The organism is Neorhizobium sp. BETTINA12A (genome assembly GCF_023006485.1).
In the GTDB taxonomy this organism is placed as follows: domain Bacteria; phylum Pseudomonadota; class Alphaproteobacteria; order Rhizobiales; family Rhizobiaceae; genus Neorhizobium.
Genome location: NZ_JALBGW010000033.1, coordinates 1 through 17,292, shown reverse-complemented (window position 1 = coordinate 17,292; position 17,292 = coordinate 1). Strand labels below are relative to the sequence as shown.

Below are 17,292 nucleotides of genomic sequence, written 5' to 3'. Positions count from 1 at the left end.
CTAAGTCAATACGCCTAATGGGAAAATTTTTCTCCACCCATCTCCGAATAGATTAACGGATGTTAGTCTTTTAGGCAGGCAGAATCCCATTTCTGAGCAAAAGTCTCCTTATTCGCGCCAATTTTGGAAAGGAAATACCCAAGCGCATCACAGTTAACCGGTCATGAACGACACGGTCTGTCCACGGGGGATACCCATGCGCATCATATTTCGCGTCGCGCTTTTCTGCCTTTTGACGCTAGGGCTCAATGTCGCCGCCGAAGCCGGCGAAAATCAGAAACGCAGAAGCACTTCCTTCAAGCACGATTATTCAGCTTTCTTCACCGTGCAGCGGATCAGCGTTCGCACAAGTTGTTTTCCGGAAAAACTGGGGGCCATCCTTGCGCATATCGCGCGCGAGACCGGCCATAAGCCTATGGTCACGTCGGGCCATCGGCCGCATTCCGGCGGGTCTCAGCACAGTCATTGTTATGCGGCCGATATCCGGGTGCCGGGTGTGTCGGAGCGAGCAATCCTCGCAGCCGCGGCCAGCGCACCGGGTATCGGCGGCATCGGCCGCTATTGCAACGGCATCGTGCATGTGGACGTCGGACCGAAACGCCAATGGGCGTATTGCGGCGGGCGGAAACGAGGCTAGGTCTTCGGTTTCCGTTGCACGTTCCGGCGTATCATGCCGATATCGGCGCCACCGATCAGGAAGGCGCAGGCGAAATAGACGGTGATCGCCAGCACAAGCAGGCAGGCAAGTGCCGCGACCTGATGGATCAGCAGCGCATCCGGGGTCAGCCACGACCCGGCATAGCGGAGCGCAAAGATCAGTGCTGCGGACATGATACCTGTCGAGACGAGCAACAGGGCCGTGCGCTTGGCGAGCGCCCATTCCCAGGCGAGATGGCCGCGCCAGACGAGCGTCGAAAACAGCAGCACGGTGTTCGTCCAGCCGGCCGCAGCTTCGGCTGTGGCAATGCCGCGCTCGGCGATCAGCGGGAAAAGCGAAATCGCCAGGCCAGAATTGATGACGACCGAGAGCATGGTGAAACGCATCGGCGTCCTTGTGTCCTCGCGGGCATAAAACCCGGGCTGTAGCGCCTTGATCAGCACGAACCCCGGCAGGCCTATGCCGTAGATCGCGAGAACGGAGGCGACGACCGAGGTGTTTTCGGCGGAGAAGGCACCGCGTTCATAAAGCACGCGAATGATTGCTTCCGACAGGATCCAGAGCCCGGCCGCAGCCGGAAGGGTCAGGAACAGCACGAATTCGATGGAGCGGTTCTGGGTATTGGCAGCCTCCTTGAGATGCCCGCCCTTCAGGGCACGCGCAAGTTCCGGCAAGAGCACGACGCCGACGGCGACGCCCACCACGCCCAGCGGAAGCTGGTAGATGCGGTCGGCATATTGGAGGGCGGCGATCGCGCCTTCCTTGCCGGAGGCGATCGCCTGGCCGATGATCTGGTTGATCTGGGTGATGCCGCCGGTGACGGCCGCCGGCACCGCAAGCACGAGGAGGCGCTTGACGTTCGGCGTCATCTTCGGGCGGCGGAAGCCGATGTTGATGCCGGCATGGCGCACACCAGCATAGACCACGGCAAGCTGCAGGAGGCCGGCCGCCAGCACGCTCCAGGAGAGATACCAGGCGATGGTCAGCGGATCCGCATGGATCCAGAGGCCGTAGAACAAGGCACCGATCATCACCACGTTCAGGAAAACCGGGGCGATGGCGGCAGCAAAGAAATGATGCAGCGAATTCAGCATGCCACTCAGCATCGCCGTCAGCGACATGCACATCAGATAGGGGAACATCACCGCCGCTAAGCGGATGGTGATGGAGGTCTTTTGGGGATCGTCGGCGAAACCCGGTGCGATGATCCATTCCACCAGCCACGGCATCATCAGTTCCATGACGATGGTGATGATCATCAGAGCCGAGAACAGAACGCCGAAGACTTCTTCCGAAAAACGCTTGGCACCCTCGACGCCGTTCGCCTCGATCTCTTTCGAAAACAGCGGCACGAAGGCAGCGTTGAAGGCGCCCTCGGCAAACAGCCGGCGGAAGAGGTTCGGGAAACGGAAGGCGGCGTAGAAAACGTCGGCCATCGGGCCGGTGCCGAGCGCCGCCGCCATGAAGGTCTCGCGCGCAAAACCGAAAATCCGGCTGCCGAGGGTCGCTCCGCCGACGGTTGCGAATTTCCGGACTAAGCTCATCGGGCGGGACTCATCGGACGAAACTCACACGCTTGCCTTGGACTTGCGCGGCTGCGACGCCTGATCCGGATTGGGGGCCGGCGCGATCATGCCCATCGGCATGCCGCTCCTCAGTTCATCCTCCTGCTCGGACATCACAGCCTTCAGCCGCGCCGCGATATTGCCCTGGCGGTTCTCGTTCACGACCTTTTGGCCGACGAGATCGGTGACATAGAAGGTATCGATGACCTTTTCGCCGAAGGTGGTGATGCGTGCCGAATGGATGTCGAGCGAGAGATCGGCAAGCACGGCGGTGATATCCGCCAGCAGGCCGGTACGGTCGAGGCATTCCACCTCGATGACCGTGAACTTGTTCGACAGGCCGTTCGAGAGAATGACCGACGGCGGAATGGTGAAGGTCTTGTTGCGCTTGCGGGACTTGGCGCGCGTCGCGATGACTTCCGGCAGGCGCTTCTTGCCCGACAGCACGTCCTCGATCATCCGGCTGATCGTGCCGGCGCGGCGCAACTCGTCCTCGTCCACCGGGAATTCGCGGTTGATCAGAATGGTGTCGAGCGCCCGCCCGTCCGAGGTCGTGAAGATCTGTGCGTCGGCAATGTTGGCGCCGGCTGCGGCACAGGCGCCGGCGATGATCGACAGCAGGCGCGGATGGTCCGGCGCCAGGACAGTGATCTCGGTGATGGCGTGGAAACTGTCCGTCCGCACCATGGTGGCGAGCGCCTGGCCCGCCTTGTCGGTGTCGCGGAGGAACTTCGTGTGACGGACCTGGTCGTCCAGCGAGACCGACAGGAGGTAGGGCTGGTAGTGCAGTTTCGAATAGGTGCGGCGATCCTTGGCGCTCCAGTCGGCCAGTGCCTTGAAGAGCTCCTCTTCGGCAACCTTGGCGCGCTCCTTGCGCGATACCTCGGAGAAACCGCCCGAGAGCAGCAGCTCGGTCTCGTAATAGAGCGTGCGCAGCAGCTGGCCCTTCCAGCCGTTCCAGACACCCGGGCCGACGGCGCGGATATCGCAGATGGTCAGGATCAGGAGCAGCTTCAGCCGGTCCATCGACTGTACCTTTTCGGCGAAGTCGGTGATCGTCTTGCGGTCATGCAGGTCACGGGTCTGGGCTGTCATCGACATCAGGAGATGCACTTCGATCAGCCAGACCACGAGTTCGGTCTGCTTGGCATTGAGGCCGAGACGCGGGCAAAGCTTGCGGGCGATGCGGGCGCCGGCGATCGAATGATCCTCCTGCCGGCCCTTGGCGACATCGTGCAGCAGCACGGCGACATAAAGCGCCTCGCGCTCTTCGACACTCGGCATCACCTTGTTGGCGAGCGGGTGGATATCGGCGGCCTTGCCCCTGTCGACTTCCGACAGCGCTTCGACGGAGCGGATCAGGTGCTCGTCGACCGTATAATGATGATACATGTTGAACTGCATCATCGCGACGACCTTGCCGAATTCCGGAATGAAGCGGCCGAGCACGCCCGCCTCATTCATCCGACGCAGCATCAGTGCCGGATCACGCCGCGAGGTCAGCATGGAGAGGAAAAGCCGGTTGGCCTCCTCGTCCTCGCGCACCTCGTTGTCGATCAGCGAAAGCGAGCGGGTCATGCGCTTCAGGGCATCGGGATGGAGCTCAAGCCCGTTGATATCGGCCACATGGAAAAAGCGGATGATATTGACCGGATCGCGCTTGAAGACATTCGGATCGGCAAGCGTGATGCGACCGCGGTCCACCACGAATTCAACGGTGCCGGGGATCTTGTGAAGACGCTTGGTGAAACGCGAGATGACGCGGTTGGTAAGGCCGGGTGCCGCCTTCGCCTGCTGCTCTTCGAGTGCTGCGCAGAGAATGCGGGTCAGATCGCCGACATTCTTCGACACGAGAAAATAGTGCTTCATGAAGCGTTCGACGGCGGAAAGGCCGGGGCGCGAGTGATAACCGAGGCTCTCGGCAATCTCGCGCTGGATGTCGAACGAAAGACGTTCCTCGGCCTTGCCGGTCAGGAAATGCATCTGGCACCGCACCGCCCAGAGGAAGTCGTCCGCCTTTTCGAACGAGCGGGCTTCTTCGCGCGAGAGAACGCCCAGCTTCACCAGTTCGGTCGTCTCGCGGACGCGGTAGTAATATTTGGCGATCCAGAAGAGCGTGTGGAGGTCCCGCAGGCCGCCCTTGCCTTCCTTGACGTTCGGCTCGACCAGATAACGCGTATCGCCGGCCTTCTCGTGGCGATTGTCGCGCTCGGCAAGTTTGGCGGCAATGAATTCCGGACCGGTATCGGCGACGATTTCGTTGTCGAAACGGCTCTCGAGGTCGTTCACCAGCGCCTCGCGGCCGCAGATGTAGCGGCTTTCGAGAATGGCGGTGCGGATCGTCATATCCGTCTTGGAGAGACGGATGCATTCTTCAACGGTGCGGGTCGCGTGGCCAACCTTGAAGCCCATGTCCCACAGCACGTAGAGCAGGAACTCGACGGCCTTGCGCATGGTCTCGGTATTTCGCGGAGGCAGCAGGAACAGGAGGTCGATGTCCGAACCCGGCGCCAGCGTGTCGCGGCCATAACCGCCGACGGCTGCCACGGCGATATCCGTGCCCTCCGTATAAAGGCCTTCGGCGATCGTCTCGTAAAGAACGCGGATCAGCTGGTCCTGGAGCCAGGAGATGCGGCGGGCGCAATTCAACCCGCTGCCGTCCTTGGAGAGAAGCTGGCGGGCCTTTTCGCGGCCCTCGACGCTTGCCCGGCGCAGCAACGGCAGAAGCGCCGCCCGCAATTCCAGCTGGGGGCGATCCTTGTCCTTGACGATCGCCCTGCAATCGGCCCGAAGACGGGCCACGTCGAGAAGTTCAGAAAAATCGATGTCGTGTCTGGCCATATTATCCTGCCGGTGCCCGGCCTGCGGAGGGAGGCTATAATCTTTTTGAGGCACCTTGACCAACGATTATCATCATCGGACGTTTCAAAGTTGTTGCTTCCCGCTTTGAAGTTCAAGGCCGTGTTTTTATCGCACCGCCGTCTTGTGCGGCCCTTGCCTCGGCTCTCCATTGCTTGGGGCTCATGCCCGTCACGCGGCGGAATTCACGGTTGAAGTTCGATTTCGTCGAGAAGCCGACGTCCAGCATGACCTGGATCACCGTCCGTTCGGTCTCCCGTAAGAGGCGGCAGGCTTCAGCGATACGGCGATCGTTGACGAACTGCGAGACATTCAACCCCCTCGCGCGATTGATGACGGCAGAGACCTCGCGGGCCGGAAGCCTTGCCTTGCGGGAAAGCTTCGCAAGGCTCAGATCCTCGCTCCTGTAAAGCTCGCCCTCTTCCAGAGCCGCCTCGATGCGAGATAACGCGATCTTATCTTCTTCCGTTGGCTCGACGGAAGGCGAAGCAGCAGTCGGTTCGGCCGGCGAAAAATCCGGTGAAAAATAGTAGACGATCACCACGGCCATCGCCGCGAGGTTCATGATCGTAACCGCCACCGGTACGTCACGGGCGCCGTAAATATTGGTGTAGACGGCGAGCGCGGCATCGCTGAGAGCGAAGAACAGCATCAGCCCGGCGGTCAACCGGGCGGCGCGCAGAGCCGGACGAACCCGCTGCAGGGAGGCTTCGGCCATCACGTCGTCTCCGCCCGAGACCGTCAGCCTGTAGAGCGCAACGCCGTAGCCGAAGAAGATCACCAGCAGCAGTGGATCGACAAGATCGCGGAAGAAGCCAACCGCCACTGCCACGACGCAGGGCACCACGGCGTGCAACCAAGGCCGCTCTAGAGGTTTTGCGGTCAGGCCACGGAACGCCAGGAAGGCAAGCGGCGGCATAATGGACGCGGTGATCGGCAAAAAGGGCACCAATCCGTCGACCCCGTAGCCGAAACGCAGCCCTACGCCGACGCCCTGGAAGGCATAGAGCACAAGGAACGCATAGAAATAGCGACGCGTTCCGGGCAGTTCGACGCCCTTCAGGCTGCGATAAAGCGTCAGCGCGAAGACGAGGCCGGCAAGAAAAGGCAAGGGAACGGACAGCACGCAGGATACCCGATGAAACGGCCTCGATCACGATCTGGAAGGCATTAGCATGTTCAGGCCGAGATGGCATGCGGATCGAGGGTCCGAAGGGGGCGATCCTCGGCACGGTCCCTCACCTGCTAAATCGCGCACCCTCAACCCGTTGTCGAAACGTCAGGCCTTGAGCTGCTTCTTCAGCGCGTAAAGCGCGTCCAGAGCTTCACGAGGCGTCATGTCGTCCGGGTTGATGGCCTTCAGCGCGTCCTCGACCTTGGACGGCCCGGCGCGCTTGGCTTCTTCGCGGCGGACTGCGACCTGGAAGAGCGGCAGGTCGTCGATCAGCTGGCTCGCGGGATTCTTGCGGTCGGAATCCTCAAGCTTGGTCAGCACGTCGCGGGCACGGGCAACCACCGAGTCGGGAAGACCCGCCAGTCGCGCGACTTGGATGCCGTAGGAACGGTCGGCAGCACCGGGGCCGACTTCGTGCAGGAAGATCACCTCGCCATCCCATTCCTTCACCCGCATCGTGGCATTCGAAAGCCGGTTCAGCTTCTCCGAAAGCACGGTCAGCTCATGGAAGTGGGTGGCGAACAGGCCGCGGCATCTGTTCGCCTCGTGCAGGTGCTCGACCGCCGCCCAGGCGATCGACAGGCCGTCGAAGGTCGCGGTGCCACGGCCGATCTCGTCGAGGATGACCAGCGAACGATCGCTCGCCTGGTTGAGGATGGCGGCCGTCTCGACCATCTCGACCATGAAGGTGGAACGCCCCCGGGCCAGATCGTCCGAAGCGCCGACGCGCGAAAAAAGCCGGTCGACGATGCCGACATGGGCGGAGGCCGCTGGCACGAAGGACCCCATCTGGGCGAGAATGGCGATCAGCGCGTTCTGGCGCAGGAAGGTCGACTTACCGCCCATATTCGGGCCGGTGAGCAGCCAGAGCGCACCGAACTCACCGCCATTATGCGGCGAGAGATCGCAATCATTGGCGATGAACGGGCCGGCCGATTGTTTGCGTAGCGCCTGTTCGACCACGGGGTGGCGACCACCTTCGATCGCGAACATGCGCGAGTCATCCACTGTCGGACGGCGATAGCTCCATTCGTCGGCGAGCATGGCAAGGCCCGCCGCGACGTCGATCACCGCCAGCGCCCGGGCGCCGGCCTTGATCGTCTCCGCCTCCGAGGTCACGGCTGCGACCATGCTGTCGAAGGCTTCGAGCTCTATCGTCAGCGCCTTGTCGGCGGCATTGGCGATGCGGCTTTCGAGATCGGCAAGTTCTGTCGTCGTGAAGCGCATAGCGCTCGCCATGGTCTGGCGGTGGATGAAGCGCGCCTTGCCTTCAGGCGTATCGGTCATCGTGCCCGAATTGCCGGCGGTCACCTCGATGAAATAACCGAGCACGTTGTTGTGCTTGATCTTCAGCGACTTGATGCCGGTTTCCTCGGCATATTGGAGCTGGAGCGCGGCAATCACCCGCCGCGACTGGTCGCGCAACGCCCGCACCTCGTCGAGGTCCGAATGGGCGCCATCGGCGAGGAACCCACCGTCGCGCTTCAGAAGCGGCAGTTCCCGCGCCAGCATGTTGCCGAGCATGGATTCCAGATGAAGCGGCAAAGCCTTCAGGTCGTCGAGCGCTTGCCCCAGCTCCTCGGGCAGCATCGCCTTGTCGAGGAAGGCCGCGACACCGCGGGCCGCTTCCAGCCCCTGCAGGATACTGCCGAGATCACGCGGGCCACCGCGGTCGAGCACCAGGCGCGACAGGGCGCGCGGCATATCCGGCACGTGCTTCAACCCGGAGCGCAGCTCGCCGCAGAGCGAGGGTTCTTCCAGCAGGAAGGAGATGGAATCGAGACGCCGGTTGATGCGGTCGGGATCCGTCAGCGGCGACATCAGCCGCTCGGCGAGCAAACGAGCGCCGCCTCCGGTCACCGTGCGGTCGATCGCCTTCAGAAGCGTTCCTTCGCGCTCCCCGGACAAAGTCTTGGTCAGTTCCAGATTGCCGCGGGTCGCCGGGTCGATGAACAGCGTCGAGGCGCCGCTTTCCCGTTCCGGGCGGCCGAGCGGCGGCCGTTCGGCGATCTGGGTCTTTTCCACATAGGCGACGGCGGCCGCGGCGGCGGCGAGTTCTGCACGGGAAAAATTGCCGAAACCATCGAGCGTGCCGACACCAAAATAGCGGGTAATGCGGCCCTCGGCGCTGGCGCTGTCGAAGAGCACGGACGGCTGCGGGACCGCGACCTTGCCGAGCACGTCGAAGACGGGTTTCAGTTCGGCATCATGAAACATCGTGTCCGGCAGGATCAGTTCGCGTGGATCGATGCGCAGGATATCGGCGAGCAGCCGGGACTGATCGGTCTCCGCCAGCCGAAAGACGCCGGTCGAGATATCGATCCAGGCAAGCGCCAGAAGCGGTTCGGCGGCTCCCTTGATGCGGGCGAGCGCCATCAGGTAATTCGACTCGAACGGTGAGAGGAGCTTTTCCTCGGTAATCGTGCCCGGCGTCACCAGCCGCACGACGTCACGCTTCACCACCGATTTCGAGCCGCGTTTCTTGGCCTCCGCCGGGTCTTCCACCTGTTCGCAGACTGCGACGCGGAAACCGAGCGAGATCAGCTTCTGCAGATAGTCGTCGGCGGCATGCACCGGCACGCCGCACATCGGGATTTCGCGGCCGAGATGCTGGCCGCGCTTGGTGAGCGTGATGCCGAGCGCGCGCGACGCATCGACCGCATCCTCGAAGAAGAGCTCATAGAAATCGCCCATGCGGTAGAAGAGCAGCGAACCCGGATTGTTCGCCTTGATCTCGATATATTGCTCCATCATCGGCGTTGCCGAGGCGCGGCTTTCCTCCGAGGCAAGCTCGGCAGTATTCAGGGCGTCGATGGGGAATCTTTCAAACTGGGTCACGGAACCGATTTTTTGTTGCGCGCTGGAACTTGCGACACTATCGATGAAGACACCTGAAAGACAACATCTGCCGCGGCCTAGAGGACGGCTGCCCACAAAAAGCTGGAGGAGACATGCCTGCTAAGGACAAGGCCACGGAGAAGGCCGCACGTTCGCGCGCTTCCGTAACCGAACAGGAAGCACTCGATTTCCATTCGGAAGGCCGCCCCGGTAAACTCGAAATCAATCCCACCAAGCCGATGGCGACCCAGCGCGACCTGTCGCTTGCCTATTCGCCGGGCGTTGCCGTGCCGGTCTTGGCCATCGCCGCAAACCCGGCAACCGCCTATGACTACACGACACGCGGCAACATGGTCGCCGTCATCTCCAACGGCACGGCGATCCTCGGTCTCGGCAATCTTGGGGCGCTCGCCTCGAAACCGGTGATGGAAGGCAAGGCCGTGCTGTTCAAGCGCTTCGCCGACGTCGACGCGATCGACCTTGAGGTCGACACCGAAAACGTCGACGAATTCATCAACTGCGTGCGCTTCCTCGGCCCTTCCTTTGGCGGCATCAACCTCGAGGACATCAAGGCGCCGGAGTGCTTCATCATCGAAAGCCGCCTGCGCGAGCTGATGGACATCCCGGTTTTCCATGACGACCAGCACGGCACGGCGATCATCGCCGCCGCTGGCCTGATCAACGCGCTGGAACTGACCGGCCGGGACCTCAAGACCACCAAGCTCGTCTGCAACGGCGCCGGCGCCGCGGCGATCGCCTGCGTCGAACTCATCAAGGCGATGGGCTTCAATTCGGAAAATGTCATTCTCTGCGACACCAAGGGTGTCATCTATCAGGGCCGTACCGAAGGCATGAACCAGTGGAAGTCCGCCCATGCGGTGAACACCGCCAAGCGGACCCTCGCCGAGGCCATGAAGGACGCCGACGTCGTGCTCGGTCTTTCCCAAAAGGGCGCCTTTACCGAAGAGATGATCCGTTCGATGGCGGACAGGCCGATCATCTTCGCGATGGCCAATCCCGATCCGGAAATTACCCCGGAAGAGGTCACCCGCATTCGTGACGACGCAATCATGGCGACCGGACGTTCGGATTATCCGAACCAGGTCAACAACGTCCTCGGCTTCCCCTATATCTTTCGCGGCGCGCTCGACGTGCGGGCTAGCCAGATCAACGACGCGATGAAGATCGCTGCCGTCAATGCGCTCGCCAGTCTCGCCCGCGAAGACGTGCCGGACGATGTCGCCGCCGCCTATCAGGGCAACCGCCCCCGTTTCGGCGCACAATACATCATCCCGGTTCCGTTCGACCCGCGCCTCATCTCGGCGATCCCGGTCGCCGTCGCGGAAGCCGCGATGGAAAGCGGCGTCGCCCGCAAGAACATTGCCGACCTGGCCGCCTATGGCCGCGAACTTTCTGCCCGTCGCGATCCGATTGCCGCGACGACGCAGGGCATCTACGAACGCGTTCGCCGCTTTCCGAAGCGGGTTGTCTTCGCCGAGGCCGAAGAAGAGCAGGTCATGCGCGCGGCGATTTCCTTCACCACCCAGAAGCTCGGCACTGCCATCCTTCTCGGCCGCGACGACGTCATCCGCACGACGGCGGAAAAGGCGGGCATCGACCTCGACCGCACCGGCGTCGAAATCGTCAACGCGCGTCTTTCCAATCGGCTCGATGCCTATATCGATCATCTCTACGCGCGCCTGCAGCGCGAAGGCTTCCTCTATCGCGACGTCCAGCGCCTGATCCACAACGATCGCAACCACTTCGCCGCGACCATGGTCGCCATCGGCGATGCGGATGCTATGGTAACCGGCACGACCCGCAATTATGCGACGGCGCTTCAGGACGTCCGCCGCTGCATCGATCCGAAGCCGGGGCACAAGGTGATCGGCGTATCGCTGGTGATCTCACGCGGCCGGACGATCTTCGTCGCCGATACCGCCGTCCACGATATGCCGAATGCGGAGGATCTCGCCGATATCGCCGTCGAAGCCGCGCGCGTCGCAAAGCGCATGGGCTACGAGCCTCGTGTCGCGATGCTTGCTTATTCCACCTTCGGACAGCCGATCGGCGAGCGTTCGGAGCGGGTTCGCGAGGCGGTCAAGATCCTCGACCAGCGTCGCGTGGATTTCGAATATGACGGCGAGATGGCCGCGGACGTGGCGCTCAACCCGCACCGGATGGAGCAATACCCGTTCAGCCGGCTCTCGGGAACAGCCAACGTGCTCGTCATGCCGGCGATCCATTCGGCCTCGATCTCGACCCGCATGCTGCAGGAACTCGGCGCTTCGACAGTGATCGGTCCGCTGCTCGTCGGCCTCGACAAATCGGTACAGATCACCTCGATGGGTGCCAAGGACAGCGATATCGTCAATATGGCAGCAATCGCGGCTTACAACGCCGGGACGTAAGTGGTTTTCTTGCAATCAACCTCCGAGTGGACTAAGTCCACCCGGCGGTTTGCTTGTGAAAACTATCAACATTCATGAAGCCAAAACCCATCTGTCGCGCCTCGTCGAAGAGGCAGCAAACGGCGAAGCTTTCATCATCGCCAAGGCCGGCAAACCGATGGTGAGGGTCGTGCCGCTGGAGGAAGCGCCGAAGAAGAAAAGACGGGCTGGCTTTCTAAAAGGCTATGCATCCGTTCCCGACGATTTCGACACAATGTTCGCCAAGGAAATTGAAGAGATGTTTTACGGAGAATGAGAGTTCTCCCGGATTCTCATATCCTCGCTTGGTTCGCCGACGATGCGCCAAAGCTCACCGACGAAATGCGCGCCATCATTGAAGATGAGGAAAATGAGCTTTTCTTCAGTGCCGCCAGCCTCTGGAGCTGACTATCAAACGAGCGCTCAATCGTAGTGGTTTCAATATCAGCCCGCGCGTTTTACATCGCGCTTTGCTCGACAATGGATTTCAGGAATTACACGTGAGCACCGAGCATGCTCTTGCTGTCGAGAGCCTACCTCCGATCCATAAGGACCCGTTCGACCGGATTCTCATCGCGCAGAGTATTTCCGAAGGCATGCTGCTGCTGACTTCGGATGAAACCATCGCACAATACGACGGTCCCGTAAGGCTTGTCCGTTAGCTCGCGAAACGTCCCGCATCGGCGCCGAAGTGGCTGATGTAGCGGTCGGAGATCGAGGCGATCGGCAGGACGATCAAAACGTCGGTGGTGTTGAAAGCGTGGTCGATGACCGCGCCGTCGCCCACCATGGCGCCGAGGCGCAGATATCCCTTGATCAGCGGCGGCAGCAAGGAAAGCGCCTTGCGGGTATTCACGTCCTCCATCGGCATCAGGTCCATCGGGCGATAGAGTTCCGGCCGTGCCGAAACCGCCCAATCGCCCTTGGTCGAGACCGTGTGGTGCAGGAAAGACAGCGCCATGGCGTGTTCTTCGGGCGAAACGCCCGGGAAGGACGCGCAGCCGAACATCGCGTTCATGCCGTGCTTCAGCGAATAGGCCCAATTGCCCTGCCAGAGCAGTTCGACGGTGCGCTTGGTACGGTAGTCGGGCAGTACGCAGGAGCGGCCGAGCTCCATGAACTGTTTGTCGGGATGACGCGCAAGCAGCGGCTCGATGTCGAATTCCGATGCCGAATAGAAGCCATTATTGGCTAACGCCACTTCCTGGCGCAGCAGGCGGTAAGTGCCGACGATCTGATCTTCGATGTCACCCTCGATTGCGTTGTCGACGACCAGAAGGTGGTCGCAGATCGCATCAAAGGCATCGACGTCGCGGCGGCGGCGCATGGCGTCGGGGCTGAGTGTCGCGTGCATTTCTTCAACGAAGACGCGATAGCGAACCGCCTGCGCGGCATCGATCTCACGCTCGCTGCGGGCAAGCCGAGTTTCGAGCGTGCCAATGCGGCCGAAGACATCGCCGCTTACCGGAGCAGAGGCCGGCGCCTGGTTTGTTTCAGGTATCACTTCACGGTTCAGGAGTTCGATTGCCAAGGTGATTCTCCCCGTCCCGGTTTGATCACCGCCTTAAATCACTTCTCTGCGACAAGAACGTGACATCCATTGTCATAATAGGTTCCAGGAATGGTCGCGTCAACGCGCCTGTTGGCGCTCGGTGGAGAGAACTCCCAAAATTCGAACCTCCTCCAGTAGGGTCAGCGGATCGACCGGCTTTGCGAAGACACGGCTGGCCCCATTCAGAAGCGCCTCGCGATGCGTCGCTTCGCGGCTCTCGCCCGTCAGCACGATCACCGGAACCAGAGACCGGACGCCGTTCTGCTCCTCGCCACGCAGTGCCGCCAGGAGGCTGAAAACATCCCCTCCAGGCATGTACATGTCGGAAATGATGAGATCGAGCGGCGTGTCCCGGTTAAGCACCGCCTCGATCAGGGTGGGGAAATCACCGACGAGACGGACGCGATGTCCGGCCTTTGTCAGAACCGAGCGGATGATCAGCGCATTGACGGGATCGTCCTCGCCGAGCAGCACGTCGAGCCCTTCGCCATGTTTTTCGATGACGGGCGGCGGCGGCATGGCCTGGTTATCGTTGAGCGCGTCGCGTGTGCCGAAGCCGCGCAGGCGGCCGCTCAAGACATCGATCAGGGATTTTTCCCGGAGCGGCCGGATGAGCCAGGCATCGAAGAAATCCTGAGGCTGGGAAGCGCGTTCCTCCGGGTTGACGAGCAGGATGCGATGAAGCGGCGCATGCGCCTTTTCATTGGCATAATCGGAGGCAAGCCGGTGATCGACGATCAGGTCGGTATAGGCCAGCGGCCCTGTCTCGGCGCGGTCGATCAGCATCTGCGCGTCGGCCGTGTTGGCGACGTGCCGGCAGCGGCCGCCAAGCGTTTCGATCGTCGCGACCGTCGCCTTGGCGGCTGGCCCTTCCGGCGCCAGAAGCAGAACGCGGGACATCGCGAGCAACTGGTTGCGTTCGCCTGTGCCCGATTGCGCCGTTTCCGCGAAATGCAAGGGGAAGCGGATGGTGAACGTGCTGCCGGCCCCCTTCTGGCTGGCGACGGAAAGCGATCCGCCGAACTCCGCCAGGATGCGGGAGGCAATGCCTAGACCGAGGCCGGTGCCGCCGCTGCGGGCCTCCGCGGAGCCTGCCTGCTCGAACTCACCGAAAACTTGGTTCAGCTCCTCTGGCGCCATGCCGGGACCGGTATCGATGACGGCGATAGCGACATTGCCGTCATCGACCGCAGCCTGCACCAGTACGCCGCCATGGGCGGTGAATTTCACGGCATTGCCGATGACGTTGAAAAGCACTTGCCGGATACGTCCCGGATCGAAATCGAGGAGGTCGGGCAGATCAGCGGCCACCGTCGCGGCGATCTCGATGCGCTTCTCATGGGCGCGCGGCGCCAGCATCTCGACGACGTTTTCGATGAGGTGGCGAAGATTTTCCGCCCGGTTGTTGAGCCGGAAGCGGCCAGCTTCCAGCGTCGAATAATCGAGCAGGTCTTCGACCAGTTGCGCCAGCGCGTAACCGGACTGGCGAATGCCGCTCAGATAGTTCTGCTGTTCCGCAGTCAGCTTGGTCTGACCGAGAAGATGGGTCATGCCGAGAATGCCGTTGAGCGGCGTGCGGATTTCGTGGACGACGGTGGCAATCTGCCGGGATTTCGCAGCGCTGGCCGCCTCGGCATTCTTCAAGGCGTGCTGGAGCCGGGGCACCGTGCGCTGACGGCGCCACTCGGAGATCCGGGAAAAGAGCGAGGCAAATACGCTGCGTGATGCAGGCTTTCCCTCACCCGGCTGCACGCCAAATGCGGGCACGACCTTTTCGACCACGGGTTCGGCCATGTCGGCCGCCGGGGAAGACCCGAACGCCTTGGAGATACGTTCATGTATGTCGGCGATATCTCGCATTGGGAAAGACTAACGAGGTTTCTTTCCCAATCCTTAGAGCAATCAGGTAAAATTTTACTGATCGACCTTTTTCGGCCCGGCCAGCTCGTCGAGGATCACCAGGCCTGCCCCGATGGTGATGAAACTGTCCGCCAGGTTGAAGACCGCGAAGGACCAAGTCGCGGTGTGGAACAGGATGTAGTCGATCACGTGACCATAGGCGAAACCATCGATCAGGTTGCCGATCGCGCCAGCGATGATCAGCGTGAACCCGGCATGGGCGAAAGGCCGCTCCTTCGGGGTGCGGCGCCAGAGCCAGAGCACGAAGGCGACGATCAGCACCCGCATGCCGACGATGAATTCCCGCTCCATGCCGGACAGAAGGGAAAAGGCGACGCCGAGATTATAGGTACGGTAGAGCGCCAAAAGCGGCACCAGCGGCACTGCTTCCTGCATCGGAAGATAATTCTCGACGGCAATCTTCACCACCTGATCGAGAATGACGGCGAGGACGATGACGATCAGAGCCACGAGAGGCCGCGAAAGAAGGGCTGCGCGTGCGGTCATTTCTTGTCGTCCAGGGTCAGCAGATGGCGGCGGGCCTCGAAGAGCATCACGGCGGACGCGACGGCGAGGTTGAGCGAGTCCGCCCTGCCCTGCTGAGGAATGCGAACAGTGCGATCGGCGGCCCTGGCAAGATTGTCCGGCAGGCCGGACTGCTCGTTGCCCATTAGCAGCACGACCGGCTTTTTCGAATAATCCACGGTGCGATAATCGACGGCGCCGGCAAGATGGGTCGCCACGACCTGGGTGCCGGAGCGCTTCTGCCAGATCAGGAATTCTTCCGGCGAACATTTGACGACCGGCACCGCGAAGACCGAACCCATGGTGGCGCGCACGGTTTCCAGCGAAAACGGGTCTGTGCATTCGCCGACCAGGATCACTCCGGTAGCGCCTGCCGCATCGGCGGTGCGGATGATGGTGCCGAGATTGCCGGGGTCGCGCACGCGGTCGAGCGCGACCAGCGTCTCGTCCCTGCCCGGCCTCAGGTCCTCAAGTTTCTTCCAGCGCTGCTCGAAAATGCCGACGACCATCTGCGGATTGTCGCGGCGGGTGACCGACGAGAGCACTTTCTCACTGACCTCCAGCACCAGCCCGCCATGGGCGACTGTCTTGGCCGCCACCTGCTCGACAAGCGCCTTGCCCTTGGCCGCCTTGGCATAGACCAGCGTGCGGATTTCCCAGCCGAGCTCCAATGCGTCGATGACGAGCTTCAGGCCCTCGGCCATGAAGGTGCCGCTCTCTTCGCGGTCTCTCTTGTTGGTGAGCGCCTTGATGTCCTTGATGATCGGATTGGAAAGCGAAGTGACTTCCTTCACCTGACCGACCCGTCGTGGTCCGGATCTCTGAAAATTGTCGGTCATGCCGGCACCCAGCGACTGAAAAGAGATGTGGAAAGCGCGCGGCCCGGCGTCTTGCCGTCCAGCCCCGCCTCACGGATGACGAGCTCGCCCGATTCCACGACGCCGCCGGCGCCGCGCATCGTCTCGCGCATCAGTTCGTGGATGGAGTAGAAGCTGGCGCGGATGGAATAAGCGGTCAGCACCAGGCCGATTGCCTTCGGTGACAGCAGTTCGCGGCAGATGTCGAGCATCAGCGGCAGATGATCAAAAAGCTGCCAGACTTCACCATTCGGGCCCCGGCCGAATTTCGGCGGATCGGTGAGGATGATATCGTAGCGGTTGCCGCGACGCTCCTCGCGCAGGATGAACTTCATGGCGTCCTCGCAGATCCAGCGGATCGGAGCCTTGTCGAGGCGGGCGAGCGACTGGTTTTCTCGCGCCCAGCCGATCGCCTTCTTGGAGGCATCCACATGGGTAACTTCGGCGCCGGCAGCTGCCGCGACCAGCGAGGCAACGCCCGTATAACCGAAGAGGTTCAGCACCTTCACCGGGCGTTTCGCCTCCTCGATGCGGTTCTTCATCCACTCCCAGTGGACGATCTGCTCCGGGAAGACGCCGACATGGCGGAAGGACGTGAAGCGACCGAGGAAATCGGTGCCGAGCAGCGACAACGGCCAGGTTTCGCCAAGAGCTTCCTTGGTGAACCGCCAGCGGCCCATGCCGTCCTCATCCGTATCGCCGGTGAAGAGTGCATCCGCCTTTTCCCAAACGTGGGCGGGAAGTGACGGCTGCCAGAGCGCCTGGGCTTCCGGCCGGACGATGCGGTAAGGACCGTATTGCTCGAGTTTCAGTCCGTTGCCGCTGTCGACCAGGTGAAAATCACCGGCACCGGACGATTCGAGAATGATCGGCACGCGCTCAGGCGGCCGCTCGCCGTTGCGCGGCAAAAGCGGGCGGGTTTCCGCCGGTGCTGCG

14 protein-coding genes are annotated in these 17,292 nt (G+C 61.9%); 5 read left to right on the top strand and 9 right to left on the bottom strand.

Annotated elements, in window-relative coordinates; genetic code table 11:
• The first annotated feature begins 196 nt into the window (after window positions 1–196).
• Window positions 197–637, top strand: a complete 441-nt coding sequence (locus tag MOV61_RS11660; protein WP_038539169.1) for a DUF882 domain-containing protein — start codon at window positions 197–199, stop codon at window positions 635–637.
• Here MOV61_RS11660 and murJ read toward each other — a convergent pair.
• From murJ to mutS, 4 genes are all read right to left on the bottom strand, one after another.
• A complete protein-coding gene (gene murJ / locus MOV61_RS11655; RefSeq protein WP_247136688.1) occupies window positions 634–2,202 on the bottom strand; it encodes a murein biosynthesis integral membrane protein MurJ in 1,569 nt (522 codons plus the stop codon). The two genes, MOV61_RS11660 and murJ, sit on opposite strands and share 4 nt — an antisense overlap.
• Window positions 2,203–2,226: 24 nt before the next feature.
• Window positions 2,227–5,064 (bottom strand): [protein-PII] uridylyltransferase, encoded by a 2,838-nt coding sequence (locus MOV61_RS11650; protein ID WP_038539162.1) that lies wholly within the window; start codon window positions 5,062–5,064, stop codon window positions 2,227–2,229.
• Between the two features lie 112 nt (window positions 5,065–5,176).
• Window positions 5,177–6,208 (bottom strand): AraC family transcriptional regulator, encoded by a 1,032-nt coding sequence (locus tag MOV61_RS11645; protein ID WP_247136687.1) that lies wholly within the window; start codon window positions 6,206–6,208, stop codon window positions 5,177–5,179.
• 153 nt (window positions 6,209–6,361) lie between these two features.
• The gene (gene mutS / locus MOV61_RS11640; protein WP_247136703.1) at window positions 6,362–9,010 is read right to left on the bottom strand and encodes a DNA mismatch repair protein MutS; all 2,649 of its coding nucleotides are present in this window, start codon (window positions 9,008–9,010) and stop codon (window positions 6,362–6,364) included.
• Window positions 9,011–9,207: 197 nt separating this feature from the next.
• Between mutS and MOV61_RS11635 the strand changes: the two genes are divergently transcribed.
• The 4 genes from MOV61_RS11635 to MOV61_RS30445 all read left to right on the top strand — a co-directional run bounded on the left by MOV61_RS11635 (window position 9,208) and on the right by MOV61_RS30445 (window position 12,185).
• Window positions 9,208–11,505 carry an NADP-dependent malic enzyme gene (locus MOV61_RS11635; RefSeq protein WP_247136686.1) on the top strand — a complete coding sequence of 766 codons (2,298 nt, stop codon included), beginning with the start codon at window positions 9,208–9,210 and terminating at the stop codon, window positions 11,503–11,505.
• A gap of 55 nt (window positions 11,506–11,560) precedes the next feature.
• Entirely contained in the window at window positions 11,561–11,800 is a 240-nt protein-coding gene (locus MOV61_RS11630) for a type II toxin-antitoxin system Phd/YefM family antitoxin (RefSeq protein WP_247136685.1), read from the top strand.
• A complete protein-coding gene (locus MOV61_RS30450; RefSeq protein WP_309493805.1) occupies window positions 11,797–11,931 on the top strand; it encodes a hypothetical protein in 135 nt (44 codons plus the stop codon). Before MOV61_RS11630 ends, MOV61_RS30450 begins: the two co-directional genes overlap by 4 nt.
• Window positions 11,932–11,993: 62 nt before the next feature.
• Complete coding sequence (locus MOV61_RS30445; RefSeq protein ID WP_309493804.1) at window positions 11,994–12,185, top strand: type II toxin-antitoxin system VapC family toxin; 192 nt, start codon at window positions 11,994–11,996, stop codon at window positions 12,183–12,185.
• Here the strand turns inward: MOV61_RS30445 and MOV61_RS11620 are convergent.
• The 5 genes from MOV61_RS11620 to MOV61_RS11600 form a co-directional block, all read right to left on the bottom strand.
• Window positions 12,182–13,054, bottom strand: coding sequence for a GNAT family N-acetyltransferase (locus MOV61_RS11620; protein WP_038539147.1), 873 nt, complete (start codon window positions 13,052–13,054; stop codon window positions 12,182–12,184). The genes MOV61_RS30445 and MOV61_RS11620 overlap by 4 nt on opposite strands.
• A gap of 99 nt (window positions 13,055–13,153) precedes the next feature.
• Window positions 13,154–14,869, bottom strand: coding sequence for a hybrid sensor histidine kinase/response regulator (locus tag MOV61_RS11615; RefSeq protein ID WP_247136684.1), 1,716 nt, complete (start codon window positions 14,867–14,869; stop codon window positions 13,154–13,156).
• 120 nt (window positions 14,870–14,989) lie between these two features.
• Window positions 14,990–15,481, bottom strand: coding sequence for a signal peptidase II (gene lspA, locus MOV61_RS11610; RefSeq protein ID WP_247136683.1), 492 nt, complete (start codon window positions 15,479–15,481; stop codon window positions 14,990–14,992).
• Window positions 15,478–16,338 (bottom strand): RNA methyltransferase, encoded by an 861-nt coding sequence (locus MOV61_RS11605; protein ID WP_247136682.1) that lies wholly within the window; start codon window positions 16,336–16,338, stop codon window positions 15,478–15,480. Before MOV61_RS11605 ends, lspA begins: the two co-directional genes overlap by 4 nt.
• On the bottom strand, window positions 16,335–17,292 hold a 958-nt coding region (locus tag MOV61_RS11600), incomplete at its 5' end, for a class I SAM-dependent methyltransferase (protein ID WP_247136681.1). The genes MOV61_RS11600 and MOV61_RS11605, both read right to left, overlap by 4 nt.